The sequence below is a fragment of the Halomonas alimentaria genome (assembly GCF_009902005.1).
Classification (GTDB): domain Bacteria; phylum Pseudomonadota; class Gammaproteobacteria; order Pseudomonadales; family Halomonadaceae; genus Halomonas; species Halomonas alimentaria.
Window position 1 is genome coordinate 1,878,124 of record NZ_WUTT01000001.1, and the last position, 14,654, is coordinate 1,892,777.

The window sequence follows — 14,654 nt, forward strand, 5'->3', positions numbered from 1 at the left end:
ATTCGAATGAGACTTTTATTTTATTTATGCAGCCATCCATACGACAGCTGAAGGCCTTCGTGGCCATTGCCGAACACGGTAGCTTCGTTGAGGCCTCAGAACGGCTGCACCTCTCTCAACCTGCCTTGAGCATTGCCATCCGTAAACTCGAGGAGTCAGCTGGCGGTGTACTGTTCAACCGCTCACCCCGGGGGGTCCAGCTGACACCAGAAGGCCGCTACTTCCTACCCATGGCACGACGACTGATAGGCGACTGGGATGACGCTTTGGGGGATCTCGGTGAGCTATTCAACAAAGAACGCGGCAAGGTCAGTTTGGCGGCCCTTCCCACCCTCGCTGCCGGCTTCCTGCCTGCCGTGCTGGCCGACTACCGGCGTCAATACCCCAACATTGCGATCAACGTGCATGACGTCTTGGCAAATCAGGTAGATGAGCTCGTAAGTAGCCAACGCGCGGATATTGGGTTCTCAGTGGAGCCTGGTGCTACAGAGGCTATTCACTTCGAACCTCTTGTGGATGACCACTTCGTTGCCGTCTGCCCACATGGTCATCCACTGCTCGAGAACCAAACTGTCAGGTGGGAAGAGCTGATCGCATACCCCATCATCGCTCTCAGCCGGCTTTCGAGCACACGACACGCTATTGAAGGAGTACTACAGAGCCTCGGTGCAGAGATGAACGTGATGTGCGAGGTCAGCCAGATTGGCACCGCGGGGAGGATGGTGGCAGCAGGGCTAGGCGTCGCCGCACTGCCCTCACTCAGCTTCAAACAAATATCTGCTGAAGGCTTGGAATGGCGCCCGCTGACGAACCCGTATGTGCCGCGAACCCTGGGTGTCATCACACCGGCTCGTTCGTCTCAATCAGCTGCAGCCAAAGCAATGCTGGAGATAGTCAAAAATCATGCAGGTTCATTAGGCCCCTTATAACTCGAGCAACGAGCGCTTGCCCCTTTCTTTGCCTGAAAGTTTGTTGACTCGCTTCTTGAGACTCACTGTGGCGCCGGCTTGGCTGACCTATCAGTAATCCTGCGTCACACCCCCCTCCACCTCGATGCCGTGCCGGGCAAGCCAGCCCTTGCGCTGCTCATAGTCAGGCATGGCGCGCTCGAGGCGGCGCCAGAAGGCGGGGGTGTGGTGTGGCTCGTACATGTGGACGAGCTGGTGGACGACGACGTACTCGGCGATATGCCAGGGCAGCAGGACGGTCTTCCAGTGGAAGTAGACGTAGTTGCCCTTACCGCAGGCCCCCCAGCGGTAGCCCAAGTCCTGGACTGTCACGCCGACCTTACACGCCCTGCCAGGCTGCGACAGTAGCCATCGGTCAGCGCCAGCAACGCCGGATAGAAGTCGCTGGCCGTCCTCACAGCGTCGCTTCGCGTCACCAGTTGCGGCAGCCAGCTGCACAACTCATGCTCCAGGAATGTCCCGATATCCAGGCGCAGCGGCTCTCGTGCTAAGCCCTCCGACTCGGCCAGCATCTGCAGGCGCGTGGCAAGGTAGTCGAGCATCACGGCAAGATGGTCGGCAGGCTCGCTCACCTCCCGCCGGACCGCATACCCCGCGGCGGAGAGACGCTCTTCCATGCGCCCCGCCGCCTCACCGTGAAAGCCCTCCTTGTTGCCTTCATACAGGGAGGCATAGGGCGGCGCTCCGCTGCGCGCATCCGCCAGGAAGAGCTCGGCAAAGTCGGCCGCCAGCTCCAGCTGGGGAGTTGTGAACATCACCAACCGTGACAGCGCCTCGGCAAGGCGCGTCACGTCACTGGATATGCCATGGGCATCGCCCAGGTAGTCGAGGAAGGGGGTGGCCTCACCCTGGCGATAACGCTCCAGCGAGGCGTCATCCAGCTCGCTGCCGAGCAGGGTTGCCAGCCAACGGCACACCAGGACCTCCGACTCCCAGTCGACTGGCGAACCGCTACCCGCCTCCGGGCGGGTAGCGGTCGGGGACGAGGTTGGCTCGATCATATCTCCACCATGGTCGGCCCGCCGAAGGCCGTCACAGCTGGGGCCTCGCCCTCGAAGCGTTCGATCTCCACGATGCAGGTGTTGGCGCTCGGTGCCTGGGCCAGCTTGGAGGTGCCCACATCGAGGGTCAGGGTGTTGGGATCACCGTAGGTGTCCAGGGCGCCGATCTCCGGCCCCACCGGCCCGTACCAGGCCCCCTCCTGGATACGCACCACCCCGGGCGGAAAGTCATCGGATACCACCGCCCCGGCCAGCAGCTGGCCGCGATCGTTGTAGGCCCGAACCAGGTCGCCATCCTGGATGCCGCGCTCCGCTGCATCCTGCGGGCTGATGAAGATCGGCTCGCGCCCCTGCACCGCATAGGTGGCACGCAGCTCCTCGGACTCGCACATCTGGGAGTGGAGCCGCTTGTCGGGGTGCACCGACTGAAGCCACAGCGGGTAGCGGTCGGAGTTGGGCCCCCCATGGGAGCGCTCCGCCTTCTCCATCCAGGTCGGGTAGCCGCGGCAGTCATCGTAGCCGTAGCGGGCAATCTTGCGACTGGAGATCTCGATAAAGCCTGAGGGGGTGCCCAGCGCATTGACCTCGGGAGCCTCCCGGAAGTCGGCGTGGCGTACCCAGTTCTCCCCGGGGCCGAAGTCGGCATACCCTTCCTTCCAGAACTCCGCGAACTCCGGCATGGAGGAGGTGGACTGGTCGCCTCCCGGCGCAGGGCTGAAGGACTTGTTCGCCTCGCGACACTCGTCGTAGAGCTTCTTGACCCAGCCCATCTCGTCCAGCCCCTGGCGATACTCCTCGTCACGCCCGAAGCGCCGGCACAGGTCGGTGAAGATGTCGAAGTCGCTGCGCGAATGGAACAGCGGGTCCACCAGCTTGTGCATGGCCAGCACACCGCGGTTGGAGTAGGAGCCGTAGATGTCGATATCGTTGCGCTCGAACTGGGTGCAGGCCGGCAGCACCAGATCGGAGAAGCGGCAGGTGGCATTCCAGGCGTAGTCGATGGTAACCACCGTCTCGAGCTTGTGGAACGCCTTCTTCATGCGGTTGTGGTCCTGGTGGTGGTGCCAGGGGTTGCAGCCGCTGAAGACGCACATGCGAATATCCGGGAAGGTCACGTCGGCGCCGTTGTACTGGATCGTCTCCCCCGGGTTGAGCAGGCAGTCGATCCAGCGCGCCACCGGGATGGTCGAGGCGGCCCCCTGGAAGTCGCTGTTTTCATGCACGGGGGTCTTGCCGGCATCCACGTTGCGCGGGAAGGCACCAGGCGCACTCGCCCCGGAGGAGGGTACGCCGATGGAGCTGTAGTGGTGACCATAGCTGATACCGCCACCGGGAAGGCCGATCTGTCCCAGCATGGTCGCCAGTACGGCCCCCATCCAGTAGGGCTGCTCGCCGTGCTGCTGGCGCTGTATGGCCCAGCCGAACAGCAGCTGGGTGCGGTCGGCAGCCAGCAGGCGAGCGAACTCGCGTATCTGCTCGGCGGGAACGCCACAGATGCCTTCGGCCCACTCCGGCGTCTTGACTACACCATCCTCGTCCTCGCCCTGGACATAGGCGATGAAGTCATCGAAGCCCAGCGCATAGGCGTCGATGAACTCCTGGCTGTACAGCTCCTCGTTGTAGAGGGTGTGCGCCATGGCGAGCATGAAGGCCACGTCGGTCATCGGGTTGATGTAGAGCTGCTCGCAGTCGAGGTACTTCTGGGTCTTGGTGCGCACCGGGTCCACACTGATCACCCGGATGCTGCCCTCCGCCACCTTGGCCTTGAGCTGCTCCAGATAGGCGTAGGACTCGTGGGTCTCGCAGTTCCATCCCACCTGCAGGTTCTTGTAGGGATCGTTGCCCCACAGCACCACCGTATTGCTGTTCTCCAGGATCAGCGGCCAGGAGGTGCCCTGGCTGTAGACCTCGGTGGAGCCCAGCACGTAGGGCAGGATCACCTGCCCGGCACCTGTGGAGTAATCCCCCACCTTCTTGACGAAGTCGCCATGCATGGCCACTGCACGCTGCATATGGTTGCCGCAGCTGTGCACCTGCCCCGTCTGCCGCCAGCCGGTGGCCCCGGCATAAAGCGCCCAGGGGCCGTAGTCGGTCTGGATGCGCTCCAGCTCCTCGTGGAAGAGATCGAGGGCCGCATCCCAGGTCAGCCGCACGAAGCGGTTGTCGCCCCGGGTGGTGCGGTCGCCGTTGTGGCGATTCTTCAGCCACTCCAGGCGCACCATCGGATAGCGGATGCGCGACGGGTTGTAGATCAATCCCTTGATGCCGTTGAGCATCTCGGTGGGGTACTGGTCGGCACCGAACGGCTTCACCTCGGCCACCTTGCCCCCCTTCACCAGGGCATTCATGGCGCCCCAGTGGGAGCCGGCCGTCTTCCAGACGCCCTGCTCGGTCACCCCGGCAGCGGCGGTGCTGGTGAGTAGCCCGGGGCCGATCAGCGAGGCAGCGGAGCCGGCCATGGCCCCCTTGAGGAAACTTCTACGGCTGATAGTCATGAGAGCTCCTTGGGCGTCATCAGTGAGCACCGTCGGCATAATCGGATGAGTGCATCTGCAGGTACTTGAGCACCAGCTCCTGGGTGCCTGCGCTCAGGTTGGTGAAGCCCACCATGCCCGAGAACATCGCCGGCCAGGTGTTGGCATCGAAGTGCTCGGGCGCCGGCTCGGTGTGGCAGACGCTGCAGGCATCACGATAGGTCTGTCCGGCGGTTTCCCAGAGCGAATCACGGGTTTCGAGGTAGGCTCCCTTCTCGGCCCATAGCGCCACGCTCACCCTGCCCCAAGGCAGGCCGGTCATCTCGTCGACCACATCGGTCTCCTGGACCTCGATCAGGGCATCATCCTGGGCAATATCCTTGTTGAGGACGGCACTGCTGATGTTCTGGCCGAAGTCCTCGTAGAGCACCCGTCCGAAGCCCTTCTCCTTGCGCCATGCGGGGATCTCCAGCTTCACGCTGTCCCCCTGGGTGTCGACGATGCTGACCTCGGTGGCCACCTGCAGCACCCCGGCACGCTCGGTGAGTTCAGCATCGGTGTAGAGGTCCACGGACTTGGCGCTGTAGTACTGCTGCCCCTCATCCACGCTGACCGAGGTGGCTTCGCGAACCAGGCTGGCCAGCATGGGATCCTCGCTGCCCATCTGCTCGGGCAGCTTGTGGGCGATACCCTTGTGGCAATCGATGCAGCTCTGATCACGCTCGGCGGCGGGCTCCATGAAACGCCGCGCTTCGTCGGACATCTTGTCCCAGTCCATGCTGTTGTAGTCGTGGCAGCTGCGGCACTCCAGTGAGCCGTTGGCCTTGAAGCGCGCCCACTCGTGCTGGGCCAGCTCCAGGCGCTTCGCCTCAAACTTCTCGGGGGTATCGATGGTGCCGAAGATGGCACCCCAGACCTCCTTGCTCGCCTGCATCTTGCGGGCGATCTTGGCGGTCCAGTCATGGGGCACGTGACAGTCGGAGCAGATGGCCCGGACCCCGGTGCGGTTGGACCAGTGCACGGTGGTCTGCAGCTCCTGGTAGACGTTGTCCTCCATCTCGTGGCAGCTGACGCAGAACTCTTCGGTATTGGTGTACTCCATGGCGGTATTGAAGCCACCCCAGAACACAATGCCGGCGAAGAAGCTGACGATGATGATGACCCCCAGGCTGATATGCACAGGGGGTTTCTTCAGGGTGTTCCACAGCGTTGCAAGGATCTTCATGTCTCGTCTCTCTCTATCAGTAGGGGCTTAACCGCCATGCCCGGGCGGGCCCAGCACGAAGACCTGCAGCATCCACACCACGAAGCCATAGCCGCCCACGACGGCAATGGTCAGCAGTGGCACGACGACCGCCGTGACAAAAAGAAAGGCAAGCCACTCTCGCCGCTTGCCACCGGAGCCAGTTTCGTTCTCGCTCTTGACCTCTGCCATATCGCCCCCTCGCAGGTCAGCCAGCACAGTTTCGGCATGCACAACACGCATGCGCACAATGTTGATTTAATCAGTACGCGAACAGTAGCAGCCTGCCGGGAAATAGCCATGACATTCATCAAGAAATCGCCGCTTCCTTATGATGCATGGTGACGACCTTAGTCCTTCGACCTCGACCGGCCCCGAGACCCGGAATGCATCGCGGCATCCCTTTCGCCATGTTCGCCATCGCTGTCGCTCTCGAAGGCTTCGAGATTCTGCTCGTACTCCTCGGAGTGAATCCAGTCCGCCAGGCGCGCCAGCAGGGCATCCAGCTGGTGGGCCTCGGATACCGCCAAGGGCGCCAGCAGCAACTCCTCGAGAGCATCCGACAATCCTTTCGCCACCTCCCGCTTCGCATCGCCCATCTGCGTGGTGAACAGCCGGAAGCGGCGCGCATCCGCTTCGTCATTCTCGCGCCTCACCAGCTCCTGCTTGATCAACCGCTGGATGATGCGTGACGTGAGGCTGCGCTCCATGCGGGCCTGGTGCGTGAGCTCGACAAAGGTGATCCCCGGATTCTGGCCGATGATCCGCAGCACCCGTACCTCATGAACCTTGAGGCCCACCCGCGCCTGGAAGATATCGTCGTTGGCGCGAATCGCCTCCTGGGCCAGGATATCGAGGCGAAAGGTCAACCTCTCGCGACTGAACGGCTTTGCCACCTCTTGCTCCTTCTTTCATGTTCCGCGGCGAGCGGCAGGCTGGCCCGACAGGGGCCTGCATGGCACCGGACGCTCGCCGCCGGTGTGTCACCCATGATAATCGAATGGGTGACGCGACTATTGATACCAGTCAATATTCTCAATCTGCAACTATCTTAACCTGATCCCAAGAGCAGACCGGTTCGAGCCGAAGCACCCGACTCGCTCCCTTCACTGCTCCTTCGTGGCTGTGCCTCCACCGGTACGGCCTTGAGCGAGCCAATCGAGGACCGTCGTCATGACCCAACCCGCTACCACCTACCAGGGTACCGACAGACTGCTGTACGGCATCATCCTGGGCGTCCTGGCCTTCTGGCTGTTCGCCCAGACCACTCTCAATATCGCCCCCACCATGGCCGCCGACCTGGGGGTAGAACAGAACCTGATGAACATCGCCGTGTCGATCACGGCACTCTTCTCTGGCATCTTCATCGTCGTCGTCGGCGGCCTCGCCGACCGCATCGGCCGCGTCAAGACGGTGATGTGGGGCTTCGTCTTCTCCATCATCGGCTCGCTGCTGATCGGCCTGGCCCCCTCGGGCTCGCTGGGCAGCAGCTTCCTGATGGTGGGGCGGATCTGCCAGGGTCTCTCGGGCGCCTTCATCATGCCGGCGTCCCTGGCGCTGGTGAAGGAGTACTGGGAAGGCGCCGGCCGCCAGCGCGCCATCTCCCTGTGGTCCATGGGCTCCTGGGGCGGCTCCGGCTTTGCCGCCCTGTTCGGCGGCCTGATGGCCCAGAACGTGGGCTGGCGCTGGATCTTCATTATCGCCGCCGCTCTCTCCGTGGTCGGCATGCTGATGGTGCGTGGCACGCCGGAGTCCAAGGCCGAGAACAAGGGCGCCTACAAGTTTGACCTGGTCGGTGTCATCACTTTCATGGTGGCCATGGTCGCACTCCAGGTGCTCGCCACCCAGGGCAGCAAGTTCGGCTGGACCAGCATGGCCTCGTTGGGCCTGATAGCCATCGTCTTCGTGTTCGGCGCCGTCTTCTTCAAGGTCGAGTCCGGCAATCCCAACGCCTTCGTGCAGTTCCGTCTGTTCCGCAACAGCACCTACACCGGTGCTACCATCTCCAACATGCTGCTCAATGCCACCGCCGGCATCATCATCGTCGCCATGCTGGTACTGCAGCAGGGGGGCGGTATCTCGGCCCAGGAAGCCGGCCTGCTGACGCTGGGCTACGCGATCTCCATCCTGGCCTTCATCCGCGTTGGCGAGCGGCTCCTGCAGCGCTTCGGTCCGCGCCAGCCGATGCTGTGGGGCTGCTATATCGTCGGCCTGGCCATCGTGCTGCTGATGCCCACCAACCTGATGCTGGGCAGCTACAAGATCCTCGCCGTTATCGCCTTCTCGCTGTTCGGTGTCGGCCTCGCCTTCTACGCTACTCCCTCTACCGATGCGGCGCTCTCCAACCTGCCCGCCGACCAGTCAGGTGCCGGCGCGGGCATCTACAAGATGGCCTCCTCCCTGGGCGCCTCCTTCGGCGTGGCGATCTCCTCGGCGATCTACACCGCCATCGCAGGCAACAACGCCGGCATCCGCTGGATCGAAGGGGTCATCAGCTTCGTCGGCAACCAGACCAACCTGGCCTCCCGGGAAGCCGCCTTCTTCGCCTTGCTGGTCATGCTGATCATGCTGCTGGTCGCCATCGCCTCGATCGTGCTGACGATCCCCAAGGGCCGCCCGGCCGACCATGCCTGATGCCATAACGGCCCACCGGCCGAGCGGCCGGTGGGCATCAACCGAACGTTGCTGCAACTGCCCTTAGATTGAAGAGGAAAGAGACATGAATGCCATCGTCAAGGAAATCAAGCAGAACGAAACCCAGCTCCGTGAGTGGTTCGAGCACCTGCACCGTCATCCCGAGCTCTCGATGCAGGAGTCGCAGACCGCCAGGTACATCGAGGAGACCCTGCGTAGCCTGGGTGCCTATGAGATCGAGACCGGCGTCGGCAAGCACGGCATCGTCGCCTCGCTGAAGGTCGGCGACAGCGACCGGGCCATCGGCCTGCGGGCCGACTTCGACGCCCTGCCGATCCAGGAAACCAATGATCTGGACTATCGCTCGGAAACCCCCGGTGTCTCGCACCTCTGCGGCCACGACGGCCATACCACCATGCTGCTGGCCGCCGCCAGGCAACTGGCCGAGACCCGTAACTTCGACGGCACTGTGCATCTGATCTTCCAGCCGGCGGAGGAGACCATGGAAGGGAGTCCGGCGATGATCGCCGACGGCCTGTTCGAGCGCTTCCCGATGGACGCGGTGTTCGGCATGCACAACATGCCCGGACTGGAACTCGGCAAGCTCTACTTCACGGAAGGCGACACCATGGCCGCGGTGGACAACTGGGAGGTGGAGATCACCGGCAAGGGCGGCCACGGCGCCTTCCCGGAGCATGCCATCGACCCGGTAGTCGCCGGCTCCTCGCTGGTGATGGCCCTGCAGAGTGTGGTCGCCCGCAATGTGGCCCCCGCCCACCGCGCCGTGGTCACCGTGGGCGCCTTCCAGGCCGGCCAGGCGGGCAACGTGATCGCCCACAGCGCCATCCTGCGCCTCTCCATCCGCACCACCACCCCCGAGGACCGCGAGATGGTGCTGGGCAATATCCGCCGCCTCATCCAGCAGCAGAGTGAATCCTTCGGCTGCACCTCCGAGATCCGCGAGGGCGTGCCGGGCGCCGTGCTGACCAACGACCCCGAGGAGACCCGCAAGGCGGCCGCCATCGCCCGTCAGGCCTTCGGCGAGGAGCTGGTGTTCGAGGAGGGGCCCACCTACCTGGGCTCCGAGGACTTCGCCTTCATGCTGCAGCAGAAGAAGGGCACCTACTGCTTCCTGGGCAATGGCGACACCCCCTTCGTCCACCACCCGGAATATGTACTCAACCCGGAGATCCTGCCCATCGGCGCGGCCTACTGGGTAGCGCTCACCGAGGGCTACCTGGCCAAGCAGGGCTGAGGCTCGGCACCCGCTGCGCCACGGGGCGATTCCGCCCCGTGGCGCCTTGTCGTGGACGGCCTCTTCACGCTAGACGACGGCGCAGAGACACCGCCAGGCATCGGCAGCAGCGCTACTACCAAGGTCGCAGGCTTGACGCGAAAACCACTTGATACCAGCCTCAGGGGGCGCCATTATCAGCGCCCACTCGCCTCCCCCCTGCCAGGGTGGTCGAGCGAGGCCAAGACACTTACTCTCTACCCGATCTGGATTCGAACCCCATGAGCAAAGTCCTGATTATCGGCGCCGGCGGCGTCGGCGGCGTCGTTACCCACAAGTGCGCCCAGCATCCCGAGGTCTTCAGCGAGATCATGCTGGCCAGCCGCAACGAGGCGAAGTGCAAGGCCATCGCCGACCAGCTGGATCGACCGATCCAGACCGCCCGGGTGGATGCCGACGACGTCGAGGCGCTGGTCGCCCTGATCGAGTCGTTCAAGCCCGACGTGCTGATCCACGTGGCCCTGCCCTATCAGGACCTAACCATCATGGAGGCCTGCCTGCGTACCGGCGTGCCCTATCTGGACACCGCCAACTACGAGCATCCGGACGAGGCCAAGTTCGAGTACAAGGAGCAGTGGGCCTTCCAGGAGCGCTACAAGGACGCGGGCAACATGGCCACCCTGGGCTGCGGCTTCGACCCGGGCATGACCAACATCTACTGCGCCTACGCCCAGAAGAACCTGTTCGACGAGATCCACCGCATCGACATCCTGGATGCCAACGGTGGCGACCACGGCTACCCCTTCGCCACCAACTTCAACCCGGAGATCAACATTCGCGAGATCACCGCGAAGGGTCGCTACTGGGAGAAGGGCGAGTGGAAGGAGACCGACCCGCTGGCGGTGAAGCGCACCTTCGACTTCGACGGCATCGGCGAGAAGGACCTCTACCTGCTCTATCACGAGGAGCTCGAGTCCCTCAGTCAGAACATCAAGGGCCTGGAGCGCATCCGCTTCTGGATGACCTTCTCCGACAAGTACATCACCCATCTCAAGGTGCTCGAGAACGTCGGCATGACCAGCATCGAGCCGATCAAGGTGGGAGATACCGAGATCGCCCCGCTGGAGTTCCTCAAGGCGGTGCTGCCCGACCCGGCCTCGCTGGGCCCGCGCACCAAGGGCAAGACCAACATCGGCATCATCGCCGATGGCATCAAGGACGGTAAGCGGCGCAAGGTGCACATCTACAACATCTGCGACCATCAGGAGTGCTACGCCGAGGTGCAGTCCCAGGCCATCTCCTACACCACCGGCGTGCCGGCGGTGACCGGCGCCATGCTGATGCTGGAAGGCATCTGGAAGGGTGACGGCGTGTTCAACGTCGAGCAGCTCGACCCCGACCCCTTCATGGAGCGCATCGGCGAGATGGGCCTGCCCTGGCAGGTGGTCGAGCTCGACCCCGACCACGACCCCCTGGCCTGAGCCATGGCGAACGCACGCGAGCAGGGCCTGGGCTTCGATCTCAATTTCGACGTTATGGCCTGCCCCTCCCCGGCCTATGTGATGGACGACGCCCTGCTGCGCCGCAACCTGGAGCGCCTCGGCGAGGTCCAGGAGCGCAGCGGGGCGAAGATCCTGCTGGCCCTGAAGGGCTTCGCCATGTGGGACACCTTTCCGCTGGTACGCCAGTACCTGGTGGGCACCACGGCCAGCGGCCAGGACGAGGCACGCCTGGGCGCCGAGACCTTCGGCGGCGAGGTCCACTGCTACTCGCCGGCCTTCACCGAGGAGGAGATGCGGGTGGTGCTGCGCTACGCCGACCACCTCAGCTTCAACTCGCCAGGCCAGTGGCAACACTTCCGCGAGACGATCGCGGCAGCGCCCCGCCGGGTCTCCTGCGGCCTGCGGGTCAACCCCGAGCACTCCACGGGCGACGTGCCTCTCTACGACCCCTGTGCGCCAGGCTCGCGGCTCGGCACCCGGGCGGCGGACCTGACGTCGGAGGTGATGGAAGGCCTCGAGGGGCTGCACTTCCATACCCTGTGCGAGCAGAACAGCGACGACCTGGAGTCGACCCTGACGGCCTTCGAGGAGCGCTTCGGCCACTACCTCGCCGGCCTGAAGTGGGTCAACTTCGGGGGCGGACACCATATCACCCGTGACGACTACGACGTCGAGCGGCTGGTGCGGGTGATCCGCGACTTCAAGGCTCGCCATCCGCATCTCGAGGTCTACCTGGAGCCGGGCGAGGCGATCGCCCTGAATACCGGCTACCTGGTATGCACGGTGCTGGATATCGTCGAGAATGACGGCCCCATCGCCATCCTCGACACCTCCGCCACGGCGCATATGCCCGACGTGCTGGAGATGCCCTACCGCCCGCACATCATCGGCGGCGGCGAGCCGAACGAGAAGGGCCACACTTACCGCCTGGGGGGGCAGACCTGCCTGGCCGGCGACGTGATCGGCGACTACTCCTTCGACGCGCCCCTGCAGATCGGCGACCGTCTGGTGTTCACCGACATGGCCCACTACACCATGGTCAAGACCACCACCTTCAACGGCATCCGCCTGCCGTCGATCTGCCGGATCGACGAGGCGAGCCGCGAGGTGCGCACGGTCAGGACCTTCGGCTATGTGGACTATATGCAGCGGCTGAGCTGAGCCTCCCTGCCCTGCCGCTGGCCTCGCGAAGCCCCCTCACGGGGGCTTTTTCGTGGTGGTTCAGGGTGGGCGCGGAACACCTGCCCCTTCACCACTCCCCCCGCGGGCTCTATGGTGAGGAAAAGCCACTGCCACAGGGAGCCCGTGATGCCCGAGATCTACAAGTTCGGCGGCGCCTCGATAAAGGACGCCGAGGCCATCCGCCGCCTCGGCGAGCTGCTGTCCCGCCACGACCTGCACCCTCGCGCCCTGGTCGTCTCGGCGATGGGCAAGACCACCAACGCCCTGGAGGCCCTGCTCGACGCCGCCCGCGGCGATGAGCCCGGCCCCTATCGCGAACGCCTCGAGGCTCTGCGCGATGATCACCTGGCGGTGGCGAAGACGCTGTTCGACTCGGGCTCCGCGGCCGAGGCCGACCTGGAGCGGCTGCTGGAGGAGCTCGATGCCGCCCACCGGGCCCACTGCGATGCCCCCTACCCGATGCACTATGACCAGACCGTGGGATTCGGCGAGCTGCTCTCCACCACCCTGGTAGCCGCCTGGCTCAACGAGATCGGCCTGCCCACCCGCTGGTGTGATGCCCGCGAGCTGATCGTCACCGACGACCACCACCAGGCCGCCGGGGTCGACTGGCGCGAGACCTGCAACCGCCTGCAAACGCTGGCCAACGAGGAGGAAGCCCTGCTGCTGACCCAGGGCTTTATCGGCGCCACCGCAGGCGGCACCATGACCACCCTGGGGCGCGAGGGCTCCGACTTCAGCGCCGCCATCCTCGCCCACTGCCTGGATGCGCCGGGCCTGACCATCTGGAAGGACGTCACCGGGGTCTTCAACGCCGACCCCGGGCGCTTCGACAACGCCCGCCAGCTCGAGCGCCTGAGCTACGCCGAGGCCGTGGAGCAGAGCTGGCACGGCGCCAAGGTGATCCACCCCCGCACCCTGGCCCCGCTGCAGCGCAAGGCGATCCCGCTCACCGTGCGCTCCTTCCTCGAGCCCGGGGCCACCCCCAGCCGCATCGGCCCGGAGCCCGGCGACGGCGACCGCCAGCCCGCCTGCATCCTGCGCGACGACCAGCGCCTGCTCGACATCAGCCCCGCGGACTTCCGCTTCATGGACGAGGCGTGCCTGGGGGAGGTGCTCGGCCTCCTGGCCCGCCATGGCCTGCACGCCAACTACCTCGCGTGCGAGGCGATGCGCCTGAGACTGGCCATCAATGACGATGCCGCCAAGTGCGCCGCGCTGCTGGCCGACCTGCGAGGAGACTACCGGGTCGAATGCCGGGAAGGGCTGACCCTGCTGACCGTGCGCCACCCCGGCGATGGTCTGCTGCAGCTGCTGAGCGGCGACATGCCGGTCGTCGCCGAGCAGTGCAGCGCCACCACCGCCCAGCGGCTCTTCCCCTCCGACGCCTGCCCGACTGCCTGGCACCTGCCGGACTAGGCGCGCCGCGTGGCCAGTCTCTGCCCGGCATGATGGCCGGCCCAGGCAGCGCCGAGCCAGGCCACCAGGCTCAGTGCCACATAGCCCAGGGCCGTCACGAAGCGCCCCTGGCTGAGCATCACCAGGGTCTCGAGGCCGAACAGCGAGAAGGTGGTGAAGCCGCCACTGAAGCCGGCGACCAGGAAGGGCTGCCAGCGTGCCACCCGGCCATGGGCACGGCCCGCGGCGTAGGCGGCGAACAGCGCAATCAGCCCGGAGCCTGCCAGGTTCACCACCAGGGTCGCCCAGGGAAAGTCGGGGGTCGCCAGCCAAGCGCCGAGCTGATAGCGCAGCACGCTGCCCAGCCCGCTGCCCAGGCCGACTGCGGCGTAGGCCCGCCAGGCACTCATGCCAGGCCTCCCGTCAGCCAGGCACCCAGAGCCAGGGCGGCGAGCCCGGCGACCAGGGTCATCGCCATGTAGCCGATGGCCGCCGTCTCGCGGCCCTGCTGCCACAGCGTCACCGCCTGCAGGCTGAGCGACGACACCGTGGTGTAGCCGCCCAGCAGGCCGATGGCGAGCAGGGACCAGGCGGTGTTCGACACGCCCGGGGCGGGGAAGCCGAGCACACCGGCCAGCATCCCCATGGCCAAGGCGCCACTCAGGTTGACCGCCAGGGTACCCCAGGGCAGATGGGCTCCCAGCTGCCGGCCCACGGCGTTGCCGAGAGCCAGGCGCACCATGCCTCCCAGCGCCCCGCCGAGCAGTACCGACAGCAGTTCCAGCATGCCTGACCGTCTCCCTGAAACGAAAAACGCCACCCGAGGGTGGCGAAAGAGTATCGCATGCTTGCCGCGCCGACGGCAGGAGGCGCCGCCGACAGGACAAAGATGGCACAAACAGATCAGGATGTACAATTAATGTACATGTATGTGCCGTGACAGGCCCCGGGGTCGTGGCCTCACGGCAAAGCCCGTATCATGTCGACCTGACACCTCATCGCCCCACACGCCAAGAGA

14 protein-coding genes are annotated in these 14,654 nt (G+C 64.9%); 6 read left to right on the forward strand and 8 right to left on the reverse strand.

The features are described from left to right. The first annotated feature begins 26 nt into the window (after positions 1-26). On the forward strand, positions 27-929 hold the full coding sequence (locus GRB96_RS08870) for a LysR family transcriptional regulator (protein WP_161431805.1): 903 nt from the start codon (positions 27-29) through the stop codon (positions 927-929). Positions 930-1,019: 90 nt separating this feature from the next. On the opposite strand, the gene GRB96_RS08875 is transcribed toward GRB96_RS08870, so the two are convergent. The 6 genes from GRB96_RS08875 to GRB96_RS08900 all read right to left on the reverse strand — a co-directional run bounded on the left by GRB96_RS08875 (position 1,020) and on the right by GRB96_RS08900 (position 6,582). After that, positions 1,020-1,280, reverse strand: a complete 261-nt coding sequence (locus GRB96_RS08875) for a M48 metallopeptidase family protein (RefSeq protein WP_338074021.1) — start codon at positions 1,278-1,280, stop codon at positions 1,020-1,022. Beyond that, entirely contained in the window at positions 1,277-1,969 is a 693-nt protein-coding gene (torD, locus tag GRB96_RS08880; RefSeq protein WP_161431806.1) for a molecular chaperone TorD, read from the reverse strand. Before torD ends, GRB96_RS08875 begins: the two co-directional genes overlap by 4 nt. Further along, positions 1,966-4,464, reverse strand: a complete 2,499-nt coding sequence (gene torA / locus GRB96_RS08885) for a trimethylamine-N-oxide reductase TorA (protein ID WP_161431807.1) — start codon at positions 4,462-4,464, stop codon at positions 1,966-1,968. Before torA ends, torD begins: the two co-directional genes overlap by 4 nt. Before the next feature lie 19 nt (positions 4,465-4,483). Continuing rightward, the gene (gene torC / locus GRB96_RS08890) at positions 4,484-5,668 is read right to left on the reverse strand and encodes a pentaheme c-type cytochrome TorC (protein ID WP_161431808.1); all 1,185 of its coding nucleotides are present in this window, start codon (positions 5,666-5,668) and stop codon (positions 4,484-4,486) included. Between the two features lie 27 nt (positions 5,669-5,695). Beyond that, positions 5,696-5,878: a periplasmic nitrate reductase, NapE protein gene (locus tag GRB96_RS08895; RefSeq protein WP_161431809.1), complete on the reverse strand. Its 183-nt coding sequence runs from the start codon at positions 5,876-5,878 to the stop codon at positions 5,696-5,698. 158 nt (positions 5,879-6,036) lie between these two features. Further along, positions 6,037-6,582 (reverse strand): MarR family transcriptional regulator, encoded by a 546-nt coding sequence (locus tag GRB96_RS08900; RefSeq protein ID WP_161431810.1) that lies wholly within the window; start codon positions 6,580-6,582, stop codon positions 6,037-6,039. Positions 6,583-6,859: 277 nt separating this feature from the next. On the opposite strand from GRB96_RS08900, the gene GRB96_RS08905 reads away from it, so the two are divergent. The 5 genes from GRB96_RS08905 to GRB96_RS08925 all read left to right on the forward strand — a co-directional run bounded on the left by GRB96_RS08905 (position 6,860) and on the right by GRB96_RS08925 (position 13,657). Beyond that, positions 6,860-8,320, forward strand: a complete 1,461-nt coding sequence (locus GRB96_RS08905; protein WP_161431811.1) for an MFS transporter — start codon at positions 6,860-6,862, stop codon at positions 8,318-8,320. Between the two features lie 85 nt (positions 8,321-8,405). Beyond that, complete coding sequence (locus GRB96_RS08910) at positions 8,406-9,575, forward strand: M20 aminoacylase family protein (RefSeq protein ID WP_161431812.1); 1,170 nt, start codon at positions 8,406-8,408, stop codon at positions 9,573-9,575. 260 nt (positions 9,576-9,835) lie between these two features. Then, positions 9,836-11,035 (forward strand): saccharopine dehydrogenase family protein, encoded by a 1,200-nt coding sequence (locus GRB96_RS08915; RefSeq protein WP_161431813.1) that lies wholly within the window; start codon positions 9,836-9,838, stop codon positions 11,033-11,035. A 3-nt stretch (positions 11,036-11,038) separates the two neighbouring features. After that, positions 11,039-12,217: a carboxynorspermidine decarboxylase gene (gene nspC, locus GRB96_RS08920; RefSeq protein ID WP_161431814.1), complete on the forward strand. Its 1,179-nt coding sequence runs from the start codon at positions 11,039-11,041 to the stop codon at positions 12,215-12,217. 147 nt (positions 12,218-12,364) lie between these two features. Beyond that, positions 12,365-13,657, forward strand: a complete 1,293-nt coding sequence (locus tag GRB96_RS08925) for an aspartate kinase (protein WP_161431815.1) — start codon at positions 12,365-12,367, stop codon at positions 13,655-13,657. Here the strand turns inward: GRB96_RS08925 and GRB96_RS08930 are convergent. Together GRB96_RS08930 and GRB96_RS08935 are read right to left on the reverse strand one after the other, a co-directional pair. Next, positions 13,654-14,046: a fluoride efflux transporter FluC gene (locus tag GRB96_RS08930; protein WP_161431816.1), complete on the reverse strand. Its 393-nt coding sequence runs from the start codon at positions 14,044-14,046 to the stop codon at positions 13,654-13,656. The genes GRB96_RS08925 and GRB96_RS08930 overlap by 4 nt on opposite strands. Beyond that, a complete protein-coding gene (locus GRB96_RS08935; RefSeq protein WP_161431817.1) occupies positions 14,043-14,423 on the reverse strand; it encodes a fluoride efflux transporter FluC in 381 nt (126 codons plus the stop codon). Before GRB96_RS08935 ends, GRB96_RS08930 begins: the two co-directional genes overlap by 4 nt. Positions 14,424-14,654 lie beyond the last annotated feature (231 nt).

Excerpts from the sequence above, each read along its gene's own strand:
- GRB96_RS08870 (WP_161431805.1), top strand. The coding sequence starts at position 27 with ATGCAGCCATCCATACGACAGCTGAAGGCCTTCGTGGCCATTGCCGAA.
- torD (WP_161431806.1), bottom strand. The coding sequence starts at position 1,969 with ATGATCGAGCCAACCTCGTCCCCGACCGCTACCCGCCCGGAGGCGGGT.
- torA (WP_161431807.1), bottom strand. The coding sequence starts at position 4,464 with ATGACTATCAGCCGTAGAAGTTTCCTCAAGGGGGCCATGGCCGGCTCC.
- torC (WP_161431808.1), bottom strand. The coding sequence starts at position 5,668 with ATGAAGATCCTTGCAACGCTGTGGAACACCCTGAAGAAACCCCCTGTG.
- GRB96_RS08895 (WP_161431809.1), bottom strand. The coding sequence starts at position 5,878 with ATGGCAGAGGTCAAGAGCGAGAACGAAACTGGCTCCGGTGGCAAGCGG.
- GRB96_RS08905 (WP_161431811.1), top strand. The coding sequence starts at position 6,860 with ATGACCCAACCCGCTACCACCTACCAGGGTACCGACAGACTGCTGTAC.
- GRB96_RS08910 (WP_161431812.1), top strand. The coding sequence starts at position 8,406 with ATGAATGCCATCGTCAAGGAAATCAAGCAGAACGAAACCCAGCTCCGT.
- GRB96_RS08915 (WP_161431813.1), top strand. The coding sequence starts at position 9,836 with ATGAGCAAAGTCCTGATTATCGGCGCCGGCGGCGTCGGCGGCGTCGTT.
- nspC (WP_161431814.1), top strand. The coding sequence starts at position 11,039 with ATGGCGAACGCACGCGAGCAGGGCCTGGGCTTCGATCTCAATTTCGAC.
- GRB96_RS08925 (WP_161431815.1), top strand. The coding sequence starts at position 12,365 with ATGCCCGAGATCTACAAGTTCGGCGGCGCCTCGATAAAGGACGCCGAG.
- GRB96_RS08930 (WP_161431816.1), bottom strand. The coding sequence starts at position 14,046 with ATGAGTGCCTGGCGGGCCTACGCCGCAGTCGGCCTGGGCAGCGGGCTG.
- GRB96_RS08935 (WP_161431817.1), bottom strand. The coding sequence starts at position 14,423 with ATGCTGGAACTGCTGTCGGTACTGCTCGGCGGGGCGCTGGGAGGCATG.